Genomic DNA, 14,123 nt, shown 5'->3' with positions numbered 1-14,123 from the left:
TTACCTCCGTAAGCGGAGTGCAAAGGTAGAAATCTTTTCGGCTTCCGCAAAATATTTCTGAAAATATTTTGAAGTTTTTTTCCCCTGGACCCATCCCGCCAAAATCCCCACAAAAACTCCCTCAAAGTATCCCTACAAGCTCTTCAAACATCGTCCCTTACCTCCGTAAGCGGAGTGCAAAAGTAGAAATCTTTTCCCGGTTTGCAAACTTTCGACAAACCTTTTCCAAAGACAAAAACATAACTACATAACTATCAGGGAGAAAAATTTTGAAATTTATTTATATCCCCCCGGCACATTCTGATTCCACCGCTTAAAAAACATACTTATGGCCTTTATATCTGATTTAAAAAAAGGATGAAAGGTTGGCCAAAACTATTATGTAACAGATTACATAGTTTAGGAAGGCAAGGGATTAATTACAGAAAGAAATACTACCTCATAAGATTTTACCTTTATATATAGCTCTAATTGCAACGATAGCCCCGAGGGGCTATAAGTACAAAGTAGGAATTATATTAATAAAGCTACTGGATTTTACTCATGAGATTAATATTGGCCCGTAGTTAATAGAACTAATGTACATGCTTCTATAGCTTCTATACCGTTTTGCTCAAGCATATCTTCAAATTCTGCATTTTCTGTACCCGGATTAAAAACAACTCTTTTAGGTTTAGTTTCTAAGATATAATTATAATACTGAGGTTGTGTGGGCACACCTATATATAATGTAATGGTATCTACATCATGGTAAGGTTCTGATGGCTTCTCTATTTTAACCCCTGCCACCTCACCTTCTTTTACGCCTATATTAATAATGGAATGACCTTTTGCTGTTAACATATGTGCAGCTTTATAAGCATATCTTTCTGGATTGGTACTTGCGCCAATAATTAATGTCTTTTTCATACTGGTACTTTGATATTATATAAACGTTGTTTACTGTTAAAAGTTTATTAATGCGTTAGCGCAGTTAATCCCGTCTATTGCTGCAGATACGATACCTCCTGCATAACCAGCTCCTTCAGCACAAGGAAATAAACCTTCTACCTGCGGATGTTGCAAAGTATCTTTATCCCGAGGGATACGTACAGGCGACGATGTTCTACTCTCTACCCCTACTAAAATCGCTTCGTTGGTATAATAACCTTTCAGTTTTTTACCAAACTGCGGCAAAGCCCCTTTTAAGCTATTACTTACAAAATCCGGCAAGATGTTATCTAACATTACGCTTTTTGTACCGGGCAGATAAGAATTTTTAGGAAGATCTAATGATAAACGGTTCTCAACAAAATCTACCATTCGCTGGGCAGGTGCAACCAAACTGCCCCCACCGGCTTCAAAAGCTGCCTGTTCTATCTGCGCCTGAAAATTTAACATGCGTAACGGATCATATCCCTGCACATCTTCCAGTGTAATCTGAACTACAGTACCTGAGTTGGCATAAGGATTGTTTCGTTTAGATGGCGACCACCCATTAACCACAATTTCATTCAGATCTGTTGCGCAGGGTGCAATAATACCACCAGGGCACATGCAAAAAGAAAAAACACCTCTATCATTTACCTGTTGTACAAGACTGTAATATGCAGGTGGTAAAAATTCACTTCTGATATCGCAATGGTATTGGGCAGAATCAATAACAGATTGTGGATGTTCTATACGTACGCCCAAGGCAAAAGGCTTTGCCTCGATCAGAATATTTTTTTGATGTAATATATAATATATATCACGTGCTGAATGTCCGGTAGCTAAAATAACAGATTTAGCAAAGATTTCTTTCTGGTTATTAATTTCTACTCCTTTTATCTGCCCTCCCTCAATAATGAGATCAGTTAGCTTAGTATCAAAATGTATCTCCCCTCCTGCATTCAAGATGGTTTCGCGAATGGCTGTGATAATATGCGGCAATTTATTGGTACCTATGTGCGGTCTCGCATCTATCAGGATATCTTCTGAGGCGCCATGATCTACAAAAATCTGCAGTACTTTATTAATGTCTCCACGTTTATTTGAACGGGTGTATAATTTACCATCTGAGTAAGTACCTGCTCCTCCCTCGCCAAAACAATAATTAGATTCCGTATTTACTACGCCCTGCTTATTAATAGCCGCTAAATCACGACGTCGTTGCTTAACATCTTTTCCTCTTTCGATGATAATAGGTTTAACCCCATTCTCAATACATTGCAAAGCAGCAAACAGGCCGGCGGGACCAGCTCCTACTATGATTACTTTTTTTTGTGGATTAATCTTTACCTCTTTTTGGGCTTCTACAATAACTTGCGGAGTTTCATTGATATAGGTCAGTACCTGCAACCGGTAAACCACATTGCGTGAACGGGCATCTATAGATCGTTTTAGAATTTTGTAATGCGTTATAACTTTAGTATCTAATTTAGCTGCTTTTGACAAGGCTTTTAAAATAACATCTGCATTATCAATTTGAGATGGCGTAATGGTGATTTCCAGCGTTTTCTGCATATTTTAAAGTCAGGTTTTTATCCTGAATGGTACAAATTTAACATTTTTAATCTCGTTGTTATATTCGTCTTGTTTTAGTATCTTTAATTTAGACTGATTTTTAATGATTTATCTTAAAAAAATGGCATTTTGTCAGATTTACCATTATTTTAAGTAACAAGGAACAAAAATTGCTATCTAAGTTGAAAACCTAAAAATTAAGAAAAATGAAAAAAACAATTATTGGAGTTTTAGCAGTATTAGTTGTCCTGGGTTTATTTAGTGGATGCGGTTATAACAGCATGGTTAAATTAGACGAGGATGTAAAAACCAAATGGGGTCAGGTCGAAGCGCAGTATCAACGCCGTTCAGATCTTATTCCCAATTTAGTTAATACCGTAAAAGGGGCAGCCAAACATGAGCAATCTACACTAACTGCGGTAATTGAAGCCCGCAGCAAAGCTAGCCAGATTACTGTTGATCCAAGCAAACTTGATGCAGAAAGTATGGAGAAATACCAAGCAGCACAAGGACAGATCTCTCAAGCATTAGGAAGACTGATGGTTTTAACAGAAAATTATCCTGAATTAAAAGCTACACAACAATTTACAGATCTATCTGCTGAACTGGCAGGTACTGAAAACCGGATTGCAGTAGCCAGAAAAGATTTTAATGAATCTGTACAATCATATAACACCAAAGTAAGATCATTCCCAAATAACATCACAGCAGGTTTATTTGGCTTCAAGCAAAAAGCTGCTTTCAAAGCAGATGCTGGTGCACAAAATGCACCAAAAGTTGAATTTTAGTTTTGTTATTTCATATGTTATAAGCCGGGTTGTTTATCATACCCGGCATATTTATGATGAACAGAACATGAGCCTTTTTTAAAAAATTAAAAAGCATGTCTATTTTCACAACCCAGGAGCAGGAACTCATTACTCAAGCTATTGCACAAGCAGAAAAGTCAACATCAGGCGAAATCCGTATAGCTTTAGAAAAGCATTGTAAAGGTCATAATGCCTTTACAAGGGCTACTGAATATTTCTTTGAAATAGGAATGGATAAAACAGCGCAACATAACGGTGTTTTGATTTACCTTGCTTATGAAGATAAGAAATTTGCCATCATAGGTGATAAAGGCATTGATACATTGGTTCCTGAAGATTTTTGGGAAACGGTGCAAGTTGCCATGAAAGCGCATTTTTTAAGCGGAAATTTAGTTGAAGGCATTATTGCCGGAATTAGTCTGGCTGGGGAAAAACTGGCTATGTATTTTCCTTATCAAAGTGGTGATATCAATGAAATTCCTAATGATATTGTTTTTATTGATGAACAAAAGGTTAAACCTTAAAAATTTTAACCTATTATAACTTACTGAAAAACTATACGATGAAAAAGATCATCACTTTAATTTGCTTTCTGGTATGCTTCAAGCTGGGTTTCGCACAAGAAATTCCGCCAAAGCCCGCTACTTTGGTAAATGACTATACCCATACTTTAACACCTGAACAAATTAGCAGTCTCGAAAATAAACTGGTTGCGTTTGATGATTCTACATCCAACCAAATTGCTGTTGTTATACTCAAATCTGTTGGTGAATACGACATTAATGATTATGCATTAGCATTAGGCAGAAAATGGGGCGTTGGCGGTAAATCAAAAAATAATGGGGTAGTACTCTTAATTGCCTTAGGCGATAGAAAGCTTTCTATACAAACTGGTTATGGAGTAGAGGGAGCTTTGCCTGATATGTACACCAAACGCATTATAGAAAATGATATTAAGCCTTATTTTAAAAACGGAAACTATTATGAAGGTATTGATGTTGGTACAAACTCTATTATTTCTTTAATTAAGGGCGAGTACAAAAACGATAGTCCCAAACGTAAAAGTTCTTCTGACAAAACCGGATCAGGCCTAATTGTTTTAATCATTATTATTGTTATTATCATTATACTAAAACGAGGTGGCGGCGGCGGTGGCAATCAGGTTATTGGTGGCCGTGGAGCTGCGAATGCACTTTTTTGGGCAATGCTTTTTGGCGGTGGCCGGGGAAATTCTGGTGGTGGTTTTGGTAGCGGCGGTGGATTCGGTGGTGGCAGTGGCGGTGGATTCGGCGGATTTGGTGGTGGTAGTTTTGGCGGAGGCGGAAGTAGCGGAAGCTGGTAAACCAAATTTCTTGCCTTTTTTAGCTAGATAATTTATCATATTACAAGGTTATATTGTTATAACCTTTTTTTTATTATTGCATCATGTATAGAAGAGATCTTTTAAAATCAGAAATTGAAAGACTAGCCCAGGTTTTAGCACGAATAATGGGATTAAAGCTTGATGGAAAAACAAATGAAGCATTAGCCATTTTCAATGAAACTATGCAAACTGCTTTTTGTCTTGATGAAATTACTTTGAATAATGCTGATTTAAATCACTTTAAAACTTGCTTAGAAAAAGCAGACCTCAGCGCTGAAAAGTTAGATTCATTAAGTGAGTTCCTTTATTACGAACTTGGAACCAGTGCAGAACGCAACAGGCTCATTGCTCCAAAACTTAATCTTATTTATCTGCAGTTATCTGAGCGATACAAAATGGTGCATCTGGTAAACCTGCACCGCCAGGAGATTATACAACAATATTTATAAGCATAGACATCCTAATTTCATATCTATGGAAATAACCAAATGGAAAAAACTTGCGTCAAAATATCTGGTAAAAGAAAAATGGGCAACTTTAAGGGTAGACACTTGTGAGCTTCCTAACGGTACTGTAAAAGATGATTATTATGTCCTAGAATATCCAGATTGGGTAAATGCGGTAGCTGTAACAAAAGATCAGCAAATTATTATGGTACGTCAGTATCGTTTTGCCGGAGATATCATTTCTTTAGAAATACCGGGTGGTGTTATTGATGAAGGAGAAACACCTGAAGAAGCGATTAAACGTGAACTTGTTGAAGAAACAGGTTATACTTTTTCGAGCTGTGAGCCATTGTGCACGCTTTATGCTAACCCTGCAACAGCCAATAATCAGACTTATACTTATTTACTTACCGATGGAGAAAAAACACGTGCGCAACATTTAGATGAGCATGAAATCATAAATGTAGAACTTTATTCTATTAATGAAATAAAACAATTGATTAAGGAAAACCAAATTGACCAGGCTCTACACGTTGCCGCACTATTCTATGGGCTCGAAAAAGTATCAGATCATTAAATAACCATTTCTTCAAATAATTGATCAAGCATAGTCTGCGCATCTGTACAAAGCCCCGGATGTACTTTTGAAGTTTGAATAATTGTACTTCTGGCTGCTGTTAACCATCTGAAACGAGAAGGCTGATCTAATAATCCAATAGGCCCCGCATCACTTCCGCCTTTACAGATGCGGCTCAGTGATTCTAAATTTTGAGCTAAAATATTTATATCCAAATCGATACATAATGCTTTTAATCTATTTGTATTAATAATATATTTAGCGCCTAAAAACCTTTGCCTGGCGCAATACAAAATCACGCCTATATTCAAAAACTCTTCGCGTTCAACCTTGGGCATTATGCGTATAACCGCGTACTCAAATAAGTTTCTCTCTTGCATCTTCAGCTTCATTTACAAAAATTTGAGAATTGGCCACTCTGTTATTCAGGAAATAAGCATAGGCTTCTTTCTGTTCGGCACTACTGTTAAAAAACCTATCATCAAGCCATTCTTCAGGAATGACATTCAGAACCGCTTCAATAATTTGAGGAGTAAGTAATGATTTAAATTGCTGATCTACTTCTTCCAATAAATTGGCCTGTGGTAACAAAACGTGATCTTTAACCAACATAAAAGGTTTTTTGGCTTGCTCTTGCCAGTTTTGCCATGAATGATGAAAATACATAGAAGCGCCGTGATCTATCAACCAAAGTTCTTTATGCCAGTAAAGCATATTGGTATTACGGGCTGTCCTGTCCATGTTCATTAAGAAACAATCTAACCATACTATTTTAGATGCCAGTAAAGGATCTATTTTAGCAACAACCGGATCATAAGTTATAGCTCCAGATAAATAGTGTACTGCCAAATTTAAGCCTGTGCTTGCTTTTAGCAAATCCTGTATTTCTTCATCAGGTTCAGTTCTACCAAAGGCTTCATCTAAATTGGCAAAAACGATTTCGGGCATTCTTAAACCTAATATTCTGGCCAGCTCCCCACCAATAAGCTCTGCAATTAATGCTTTTTTACCTTGCCCGGCGCCTCTAAATTTTAAAACATAAAGAAAACCATCATCGGCTTCGGCAATAGCCGGCATAGAGCCTCCCTCTCGTAAAGGCGTTACATATCTGATTACGTTTACTTTCCGTAATTCAAGATTTTGCATATTTTTTAAATTCACCACAGACATCAGCCAAAAATAAGTAAAAAGTAAATATGCTTTAAATCCGGCATAATTTTCAGATAAGAAACACCAATTCCAGCTGTAAGAATTTCAAGATCTTGAGTAGCTAAAACTTATAGAACAGGTATAAAAAAGAAACGGAGATAAAGCCTAAGCCTTACCCCCGTCATCTAAATTAACGCTCTCAGGGACAAATATAAATACTTTTTTTAATTTACAATACAAGTAGAGCTTTTTTTAATATTTTTTTCATATTCCATTTTAGAATAACAATCATCGCCGTTATGAAAAATTCATATATATATTCAAAATATACCTTTATAAATTACAATAACTCAATATTAAACAAATAAATAAAGTAAAAAACACCATTTATTAATCAAAAATTACCTTTACATCAAACCCTATTTAAGCTAAATTTGTATAAATATATATCACAAAGAATTAGCATGAAAACCAATATCCCCGTCTACAACATGAGTAATCTCAGATCGTACAAGAACGATGGGATTTTAGTAAGTCGTTTTGAGTATTATGCAGAATTGCATAAGCATCTTCATTCGGCACATAAACATGATTTTTACCATCTGGTTCTTTTTACCAGAGGTAAAGGCAAACACCAGATTGATTTTAACACTTTTGACTTAAGCGAAGGGCAGATCTATTTTATGATACCGGGTCAGGTTCATAGCTGGAGTTTTGAAGACAAGCCCTCTGGTTATATCGCTAATTTTAACGCAAATTATTTTTCTTCCTTCTTGCTTAAACCCGATTATTTAGAGCAATTCAGCTTTTTTAGCGGAAATCCTCAACAACAAGTGATTAATCTCCATGAAGAAACCGTCACCAAAATTTCTGTCATTTTTGAAGAAATGCTCAAAGAAGGATCTAATGAAATCCCTATTAACGATGACCTGGTTAGGGTTTTATTGCTTCATCTTTTTACCGAAGTAAGTCGCTCTGTTCAATATATATTACCCAAACAGGTCAATCCTTATAACCATACGCTTTTAAAAAATTTTCAGCAGTTAATTGAAAAGAATTATGCCAGTTTAAAGTTACCTAAGCAGTATGCGGCTTTACTCTATATTACACCAAATCATTTAAATGCTCTATGTAACGATTTTTTAGGGCAATCTGCAGGGAAACTCATCAGAGACCGGATTATACTGGAAGCTAAAAGGTTATTGATTAATAAAGATTTGCTGGTAGCAGAGATTGCAAGGGTATTAAATTTTAAAGATCAGAGCTACTTTATCAAATTCTTCAAAAAATATGAAGGGATTACGCCCGATAAATTCAGAAAATTAAACACTATACCATCATATGGAATTACAGCACAATAATATTATATACACTTCACAATGGAAGGGTATTTCTCAGGCTAAATGTCCACGTTGCAGAATAGGCAATGTATTTACCGCTCCGGCTTACAGTTTTAAGGAAAAGAAAATGAATACCTATTGCCCTCATTGCGGGTTAAAATTTGAGCGTGAACCAGGCTATTTTTATGTAGCCATGTTTGTGAGCTACGCCATGAATGTTGCTGAGATGGTTACTGTGGCTGTGGCCGCGTATGTTTTAGGCTTAAAGTTAGATTATGATAATCTTTGGTATTATGTAGGCTTATTGATATTAGTTAGTATACTTTGTGCCCCATTCAATTATCGTTATTCAAGAATGGCTTTACTCTACTGGCTATCGCCAGGTTTGCGTTATGAGCCCGAAAAATATGCTGTTAAGGTTACCAAAAATAGTTAAAAAAAGAGAAACACATCTTTTTAGAGATGTGTTTCTCTTTTCAAGATTGATCAAAGAATAGCGTATCTGTAATTGATCAGTTCGTGCCACACTGTTTTAATTTTAGTGGCTTCATTTTGAGTTTCGCAATAGCCTCCATTAATAACAGCTTCACTCATGTTATCTTCAAAATTTTCTTCAATAAAATCAGTTTGATTAACGGGTTTGCTAAATTGATCGGTATTAGCATAACTGTTATCTAATACAGAATTTTTAAGCTTATCCATAACATCTCCTTTTTAAAAATCAGTTGAATAAAAGCCTTCCGGTAATAATGATATCAAGATAGCGATTATTTTTTAACTTACCAAGAAACCAGTTTTAACAAAGGGTTGCTTTTTGGTTAAATAATGATTAAGAAGGGTAAAATGTGCTTTTAAGATACTTAAGCCTGGTCATTATGAAGATTTAAGTGAAAGGTTCTTTCAATTTTGTTACATAGCTCGAATAAGCTCATATAAACAAAAAAGAGTTTTAGCCTCAGCCAAAACTCTTTTTCTATTAAAATAAGAAATTTTTTAAACTAATGCATTTTGTTTCATAATTGTTTTGATTACGCCTAAAGCATAATCAACATCTTCTTTTGTAGTGAATTTGCTAAAAGAGAAACGAACTGCCGGGCGGTTCGGATCTGCTTTTATACCATTAAGAACATGCGAACCAATGTTAGAACCCGATGAACAAGCACTACCCCCTGAGGCACAAACGCCATTAATATCTAAATTAAATAATAATATATCTGCCATATCCATTTCGGGAAATGAAACATTTAAAACAGTATAAAGACTTTTATCAGCATCTGTTTCGCCGTTAAATTTAACTCCAGGGATTTCTTCTTTAAGCTTTGCAATAAAATAATCTTTTAATCCCTGTATATGTGTTTGGTGTTCGGTCATTTCTGCGTAAGCAATTTCCAATGCTTTAGCCAAACCCACTATACCATATACATTTTCTGTTCCACCACGCATATTACGCTCCTGAGCTCCTCCATAAATCATGGGCGGAATTTTAATGCTATTGTTTACATATAAAAAGCCTACTCCTTTAGGTCCGTGTAATTTATGCGCAGCACAAACTATAAAATGTGCTTTTAATTTACGTACATCATGTGCATAGTGCCCCATGGTCTGTACAGTATCTGCATGGTAAATCGCATTGTATTTTTCGCACAGATCACCTACTTTTTCCATATCTGTAAGTGTACCCAGTTCATTATTGGCATGCATTAATGAAACAAAGCTGCGTTCATTACTTTGTAAAAGCTCTTCTAAATGGCTGTAATCAACATTTCCTTTTTCATCAACATTTACAAAGCTCAATTTATCAATTACACCTTCTTTTAACAACATATCTAACGTATGTTCTACCGCATGGTGTTCTATTTTAGAAGTGATGGCATGTTTTATACCATACGCGGCAATTCCGCATCTTATCGCAGTATTGTCTGCCTCGGTTCCTCCAGAAGTAAAAAATATTTCTGCAGGACTGGCATTTAACAGTGTCGCAACCGTTTTACGGGCCTTTTCAACCAAGGTTCTTACTTCACGACCAAGGGTATGGATGGCAGAAGGGTTTCCGTAAAAATTCTGCATTACATTGGTCATTTCAGCAATTACATCGCTATCAAGTGGTGTGGTTGCGGCATTGTCTAAATAAACTCTTTTCATTTGTGTGTTTTATGGTGTTGTTGTATTTAAAAAGCAAATCAATCTAATTTTAAGATTTCTTTTATATCAGTTATGATCTTTTTAGCTAAATTATCTGCAATGGTTTCGCTCTCTGCCTCACTATAAATCCTGATGATAGGTTCTGTATTTGATTTCCTCAGGTGTACCCATTGGTTATCAAATTCAATTTTTAAACCATCTATTGTACTGTGCGGCTGTTTTTTATATTTATCCTGCACTTGTAACAATAACGCATCGATATCCATTTCAGGTGTAAGCATGATTTTATTTTTTGAAATAAAATAAGCAGGATACGTACCTCTAAGAACCGATATAGGTTTAGCAAATTTAGCTAAATGTGTTAAAAATAAAGCTATTCCTACTAAAGCGTCACGTCCGTAATGTAGTTCAGGATAAATAATGCCTCCATTACCTTCGCCTCCTATTACAGCATTTGTAGCTTTCATCTGGGTTACCACATTTACCTCGCCAACTGCCGCCGCATTATATACACAGTCTGCTTTTTCAGTTACATCTCTCAACGCTCTTGTTGATGAGAGGTTTGAAACTGTATTTCCTGGTGTGTATTTAAGCACATAATCTGCCACAGCTACCAACGTATATTCTTCTCCAAACATAGAACCATCTTCATTTACGAAGCATAAACGGTCTACATCGGGATCTACCACAATACCTAAATCAGCACCTTTTTGCTGAACCAATTTAGAGATTTCTGTAAGATGTTCTGGCAACGGCTCGGGGTTGTGCGGGAAATGTCCTGTAGATTCGCAATACAATTCATATATTGTTTCTACACCTAAAGCTTTTAACAAGGCTGGTACAAAAATCCCACCTGTAGAGTTCACCGCATCTACAGCAATTTTAAATTTTGCTTTTTTAATAGCCCCGGCATCTACCAATGGTAAATTCAGTATAATATCTATATGTTTTTGCAGGTAGCTGTTATCTAAAATCACTTTCCCCAGTTCATCAACAGATGCAAAATCAAAATCAGGATTTTCTGCTAATTCCAGTACTTCTTTTCCATCCGCATCGCTGATAAATTCTCCCTTAGCATTTAAAAGCTTAAGTGCATTCCATTGTTTAGGGTTATGACTTGCAGTTAAAATAATACCTCCGGCAGCGTTTTCCAGCGGAACAGCAATTTCTACCGTAGGTGTAGTTGAGAGCCCTACATCTATTACATCTATTCCTAACCCTTGCAAGGTTCCAATTACCAGATTATTTACCATTTCACCCGAAATACGGGCATCTCTTCCTACTACAATTTTTTTATGCTGTGATTTTTTCACCACCCATGAGCCAAAAGCCGCAGTAAATTTAACGATGTCTATCGGGGTAAGTCCGTTGCCTGCTTTGCCTCCAATGGTACCTCTAATGCCTGAAATAGATTTTATTAGTGTCAAGATTGTTAGATTTTTAATGGTCAAAAGTAATAAATTTTAAGCTACGTTTTAAATGTTGTTCACGGAAAATTTGAGTGCATACAAGCAAGTGAACAGTCATGTTTCAATTTTACTTTAAAAAATCTTTAACCAGTTTATCAGGATTAACAATTTTGATTGTGCAAGCATCAAAATTGCTATCTTTGCTCATTAAAGATATATCAGCTCATGCAAAGAAAATGGTTCCAAAACTGGTTTAATTCTCCTTATTATCATATCCTCTACAGTCAGAGAAATGATGCGGAGGCAGAACTTTTAATGGATAATTTATTAGCTTATTTAAAACCAGGCGCAAATAGTAAAATATTAGATATTGCATGTGGCAGGGGCAGGCATTCTATTTATCTCAATAAAAAAGGTTATGATGTAACAGGTATAGATTTGTCTGAGCAGAACATCAAGTACGCCCAGCAGTTTGAACAGAAAAACCTGCATTTTTACGTTCATGATATGCGCAGGCTTTCTTACATCAATTATTTTGATATTGCACTTAACTTATTTACCAGCTTCGGTTATTTTGAAACTGAAAAGGAACATCTGAACGCTTTAAAGGCTTTCAGAAAAAGCTTAAAGAGCGATGGGATTTTAGTGCTCGATTATTTTAATACTCGCAAAATCATCAATAACCTAACTAACCAGGAAACCAAAACTATTGATGGCATTGAATTTCATCTGCATAAATTTGTTGCCGATGGCAAAATCATCAAACATATTAACTTTGAGCATAAACTTAAAACTTATGCGTTTGAAGAACGTGTACAGGCTTTTTTATTAGAAGATTTTAAAAGAATGTTTGAAAAGAGTGGCTTAGAGATTATAGAAACTTTTGGCAGCTATCATTTAGAACCCTATAATGAAAATTCTTCAGACCGTTTAATTTTAATCTGCAAAAAATCATCATGAACGAATTGCTTCAGCTGGATGCCGAACTGTTTTTAAAAATAAACGTTGGTTTAAGCAATGGTTTTTTCGACTGGTTTATGCCCATTATACGCAACATGTATGTCTGGATTCCGCTTTATATTTTTATTGTGGTATTCTGCATTAAGAAGTATAAAAAAACAGGCCTATATATTATTGGCATGTTATTGCTTACATTTGCGCTGGGCGATCTTACTTCTGCACGTTTGATAAAACCCAATGTACAGCGTTTAAGACCCTGCAATAATCCGGAACTTTCTGACCAGATGATTAAACGTGTTACATGTGGTACAGGATATAGCTTTCCTTCTTCACATGCAACCAATCATTTTGCCATAGCTGTATTTTTAATCTGTGTTTTTTACAAGCAATGGAAAGCTGTTTTGCCAATTGGTCTTACTTGGGCAGCAATGATTTGTTTGGCGCAGATTTATGTAGGTGTACATTATCCTATTGATATTATTACCGGTACGCTTTTAGGCACCTCTATTGGTTTACTAACTGCTTATATTTACGCTAAAATTAAACCCGCTACCTAATGGAATTCTGGAAATTCGCCGTACTTTTTTTGTGTGCTTTTTTAGGTGGTTTAGCCATTTTTATGGTTAAAAGTGATAAATCACAACTTTTAAAGCTTATTTTATCATTTAGTGGTTCTTATCTGTTCGCTATTACGGTAATGCATCTTATTCCAGATGCTTACAGTGGCACAGATGCACATGAAATTGGTATTTTTATTCTGATAGGTTTCTTATTGCAGGTATTTTTAGAACAGTTTTCTGAAGGTATTGAACACGGACATATCCATCATCATAGTCATACACATAGTTATCCTTACGGTATTATGATCAGTTTATGTTTGCACGCATTTTTAGAGGGAATGCCTCTTGCCAAGGATCAACACAATGAGTTGATATTTGGTATAGCATTACACCATATTCCAGCTGCTTTTGCGTTAGCGAGCATCTTAATGCAAAACCACTTAACAAAATCCAGGGTCATCATTAATATCAGTCTTTTTGCCATAATGGCTCCTTTGGGCTATTACGTTAGTTTAGGCTTAAGCAATGGATCAATAGGTGGTATTGAAACTTATTTCAATAAAATAATGGGAATTGTTATCGGTATATTCTTACATATATCTACCACCATTTTATTTGAGTCAAGTGCCGACCACAAAATCAATAAAAGAAAAATGGTTGCCGTTCTAATTGGTATTGCTGTAGCCTTAATTGGTTTTTATGCAGGAGGACACGAGCACTAAAGCGCTGGTTTATTCTTGTCTTTCTTAATTTTTTGACCATAGTGCCAAGGACAATGCTTACATTTATTTTTACAACAATAACCCCGCTTTAAGTGGTATTCTTTTGTAAAAACCATTAAACCTGCTTCATTAAAATAAAAGTCTTCCCCTTCTTTCATTCTA

Annotated in this window: 18 protein-coding genes; 10 read left to right on the top strand and 8 right to left on the bottom strand. The window is 35.7% G+C overall.

Features of this window, described 5'->3' with window-relative positions:
• Positions 1–549 precede the first annotated feature (549 nt).
• The gene (locus tag ACLHG9_RS03530) at positions 550–909 is read right to left on the bottom strand and encodes a CoA-binding protein (RefSeq protein ID WP_410220145.1); all 360 of its coding nucleotides are present in this window, start codon (positions 907–909) and stop codon (positions 550–552) included.
• 36 nt (positions 910–945) lie between these two features.
• Entirely contained in the window at positions 946–2,484 is a 1,539-nt protein-coding gene (locus tag ACLHG9_RS03525) for an NAD(P)/FAD-dependent oxidoreductase (RefSeq protein WP_410220144.1), read from the bottom strand.
• A 206-nt stretch (positions 2,485–2,690) separates the two neighbouring features.
• Between ACLHG9_RS03525 and ACLHG9_RS03520 the strand changes: the two genes are divergently transcribed.
• From ACLHG9_RS03520 to ACLHG9_RS03500, 5 genes are all read left to right on the top strand, one after another.
• Complete coding sequence (locus ACLHG9_RS03520) at positions 2,691–3,272, top strand: LemA family protein (protein WP_410220143.1); 582 nt, start codon at positions 2,691–2,693, stop codon at positions 3,270–3,272.
• Between the two features lie 95 nt (positions 3,273–3,367).
• On the top strand, positions 3,368–3,817 hold the full coding sequence (locus ACLHG9_RS03515; protein ID WP_410220142.1) for a TPM domain-containing protein: 450 nt from the start codon (positions 3,368–3,370) through the stop codon (positions 3,815–3,817).
• Between the two features lie 38 nt (positions 3,818–3,855).
• Complete coding sequence (locus ACLHG9_RS03510) at positions 3,856–4,635, top strand: TPM domain-containing protein (protein WP_410220141.1); 780 nt, start codon at positions 3,856–3,858, stop codon at positions 4,633–4,635.
• A gap of 83 nt (positions 4,636–4,718) precedes the next feature.
• Positions 4,719–5,105 (top strand): hypothetical protein, encoded by a 387-nt coding sequence (locus tag ACLHG9_RS03505; protein WP_410220140.1) that lies wholly within the window; start codon positions 4,719–4,721, stop codon positions 5,103–5,105.
• A 25-nt stretch (positions 5,106–5,130) separates the two neighbouring features.
• On the top strand, positions 5,131–5,679 hold the full coding sequence (locus tag ACLHG9_RS03500) for an NUDIX hydrolase (RefSeq protein ID WP_410220139.1): 549 nt from the start codon (positions 5,131–5,133) through the stop codon (positions 5,677–5,679).
• Here ACLHG9_RS03500 and ACLHG9_RS03495 read toward each other — a convergent pair.
• Positions 5,676–6,059, bottom strand: a complete 384-nt coding sequence (locus tag ACLHG9_RS03495; RefSeq protein ID WP_410220138.1) for a DUF3037 domain-containing protein — start codon at positions 6,057–6,059, stop codon at positions 5,676–5,678. The genes ACLHG9_RS03500 and ACLHG9_RS03495 overlap by 4 nt on opposite strands.
• Positions 6,037–6,825: a HipA family kinase gene (locus ACLHG9_RS03490; RefSeq protein WP_410220137.1), complete on the bottom strand. Its 789-nt coding sequence runs from the start codon at positions 6,823–6,825 to the stop codon at positions 6,037–6,039. The genes ACLHG9_RS03495 and ACLHG9_RS03490 overlap by 23 nt, the downstream gene beginning before the upstream one ends.
• A gap of 467 nt (positions 6,826–7,292) precedes the next feature.
• On the opposite strand from ACLHG9_RS03490, the gene ACLHG9_RS03485 reads away from it, so the two are divergent.
• Together ACLHG9_RS03485 and ACLHG9_RS03480 are read left to right on the top strand one after the other, a co-directional pair.
• Positions 7,293–8,189: an AraC family transcriptional regulator gene (locus ACLHG9_RS03485; protein ID WP_410220136.1), complete on the top strand. Its 897-nt coding sequence runs from the start codon at positions 7,293–7,295 to the stop codon at positions 8,187–8,189.
• On the top strand, positions 8,170–8,604 hold the full coding sequence (locus ACLHG9_RS03480) for a DUF983 domain-containing protein (protein WP_410220135.1): 435 nt from the start codon (positions 8,170–8,172) through the stop codon (positions 8,602–8,604). The genes ACLHG9_RS03485 and ACLHG9_RS03480 overlap by 20 nt, the downstream gene beginning before the upstream one ends.
• A gap of 50 nt (positions 8,605–8,654) precedes the next feature.
• Here ACLHG9_RS03480 and ACLHG9_RS03475 read toward each other — a convergent pair whose 3' ends face one another.
• The 3 genes from ACLHG9_RS03475 to glmM form a co-directional block, all read right to left on the bottom strand.
• Positions 8,655–8,870 (bottom strand): hypothetical protein, encoded by a 216-nt coding sequence (locus tag ACLHG9_RS03475; protein WP_410220134.1) that lies wholly within the window; start codon positions 8,868–8,870, stop codon positions 8,655–8,657.
• 291 nt (positions 8,871–9,161) lie between these two features.
• Positions 9,162–10,310: a cysteine desulfurase family protein gene (locus tag ACLHG9_RS03470; protein ID WP_410220133.1), complete on the bottom strand. Its 1,149-nt coding sequence runs from the start codon at positions 10,308–10,310 to the stop codon at positions 9,162–9,164.
• Between the two features lie 38 nt (positions 10,311–10,348).
• Entirely contained in the window at positions 10,349–11,737 is a 1,389-nt protein-coding gene (glmM, locus tag ACLHG9_RS03465; RefSeq protein ID WP_410220132.1) for a phosphoglucosamine mutase, read from the bottom strand.
• 207 nt (positions 11,738–11,944) lie between these two features.
• On the opposite strand from glmM, the gene ACLHG9_RS03460 reads away from it, so the two are divergent.
• The 3 genes from ACLHG9_RS03460 to ACLHG9_RS03450 are packed head-to-tail and all read left to right on the top strand — an operon-like array spanning position 11,945 to position 13,961.
• Positions 11,945–12,679, top strand: a complete 735-nt coding sequence (locus ACLHG9_RS03460) for a class I SAM-dependent methyltransferase (RefSeq protein ID WP_410220131.1) — start codon at positions 11,945–11,947, stop codon at positions 12,677–12,679.
• Positions 12,676–13,236, top strand: a complete 561-nt coding sequence (locus ACLHG9_RS03455; RefSeq protein WP_410220130.1) for a phosphatase PAP2 family protein — start codon at positions 12,676–12,678, stop codon at positions 13,234–13,236. Before ACLHG9_RS03460 ends, ACLHG9_RS03455 begins: the two co-directional genes overlap by 4 nt.
• The gene (locus ACLHG9_RS03450; protein ID WP_410220129.1) at positions 13,236–13,961 is read left to right on the top strand and encodes a ZIP family metal transporter; all 726 of its coding nucleotides are present in this window, start codon (positions 13,236–13,238) and stop codon (positions 13,959–13,961) included. The genes ACLHG9_RS03455 and ACLHG9_RS03450 overlap by 1 nt, the downstream gene beginning before the upstream one ends.
• Here ACLHG9_RS03450 and ACLHG9_RS03445 read toward each other — a convergent pair.
• Positions 13,958–14,119, bottom strand: a complete 162-nt coding sequence (locus ACLHG9_RS03445; RefSeq protein WP_410220128.1) for a DUF5522 domain-containing protein — start codon at positions 14,117–14,119, stop codon at positions 13,958–13,960. The genes ACLHG9_RS03450 and ACLHG9_RS03445 overlap by 4 nt on opposite strands.
• Between the last annotated feature and the right edge of the window lie 4 nt (positions 14,120–14,123).

Source organism: Pedobacter sp. (assembly GCF_046462515.1).
Taxonomy (GTDB): domain Bacteria; phylum Bacteroidota; class Bacteroidia; order Sphingobacteriales; family Sphingobacteriaceae; genus Pedobacter.
This window is presented reverse-complemented; position numbering and strand designations above follow the sequence as displayed.

Bases quoted from the DNA above. Each gene is read 5' to 3' on its own strand.
- ACLHG9_RS03530 (WP_410220145.1), bottom strand. From the start codon at position 909: ATGAAAAAGACATTAATTATTGGCGCAAGTACCAATCCAGAAAGATAT.
- ACLHG9_RS03515 (WP_410220142.1), top strand. From the start codon at position 3,368: ATGTCTATTTTCACAACCCAGGAGCAGGAACTCATTACTCAAGCTATT.
- ACLHG9_RS03505 (WP_410220140.1), top strand. From the start codon at position 4,719: ATGTATAGAAGAGATCTTTTAAAATCAGAAATTGAAAGACTAGCCCAG.
- ACLHG9_RS03485 (WP_410220136.1), top strand. From the start codon at position 7,293: ATGAAAACCAATATCCCCGTCTACAACATGAGTAATCTCAGATCGTAC.
- ACLHG9_RS03500 (WP_410220139.1), top strand. From the start codon at position 5,131: ATGGAAATAACCAAATGGAAAAAACTTGCGTCAAAATATCTGGTAAAA.
- ACLHG9_RS03510 (WP_410220141.1), top strand. From the start codon at position 3,856: ATGAAAAAGATCATCACTTTAATTTGCTTTCTGGTATGCTTCAAGCTG.
- ACLHG9_RS03480 (WP_410220135.1), top strand. From the start codon at position 8,170: ATGGAATTACAGCACAATAATATTATATACACTTCACAATGGAAGGGT.
- ACLHG9_RS03450 (WP_410220129.1), top strand. From the start codon at position 13,236: ATGGAATTCTGGAAATTCGCCGTACTTTTTTTGTGTGCTTTTTTAGGT.
- ACLHG9_RS03445 (WP_410220128.1), bottom strand. From the start codon at position 14,119: ATGAAAGAAGGGGAAGACTTTTATTTTAATGAAGCAGGTTTAATGGTT.
- ACLHG9_RS03520 (WP_410220143.1), top strand. From the start codon at position 2,691: ATGAAAAAAACAATTATTGGAGTTTTAGCAGTATTAGTTGTCCTGGGT.
- ACLHG9_RS03490 (WP_410220137.1), bottom strand. From the start codon at position 6,825: ATGCAAAATCTTGAATTACGGAAAGTAAACGTAATCAGATATGTAACG.
- ACLHG9_RS03475 (WP_410220134.1), bottom strand. From the start codon at position 8,870: ATGGATAAGCTTAAAAATTCTGTATTAGATAACAGTTATGCTAATACC.
- ACLHG9_RS03460 (WP_410220131.1), top strand. From the start codon at position 11,945: ATGCAAAGAAAATGGTTCCAAAACTGGTTTAATTCTCCTTATTATCAT.
- ACLHG9_RS03495 (WP_410220138.1), bottom strand. From the start codon at position 6,059: ATGCAAGAGAGAAACTTATTTGAGTACGCGGTTATACGCATAATGCCC.
- ACLHG9_RS03525 (WP_410220144.1), bottom strand. From the start codon at position 2,484: ATGCAGAAAACGCTGGAAATCACCATTACGCCATCTCAAATTGATAAT.
- ACLHG9_RS03470 (WP_410220133.1), bottom strand. From the start codon at position 10,310: ATGAAAAGAGTTTATTTAGACAATGCCGCAACCACACCACTTGATAGC.
- ACLHG9_RS03455 (WP_410220130.1), top strand. From the start codon at position 12,676: ATGAACGAATTGCTTCAGCTGGATGCCGAACTGTTTTTAAAAATAAAC.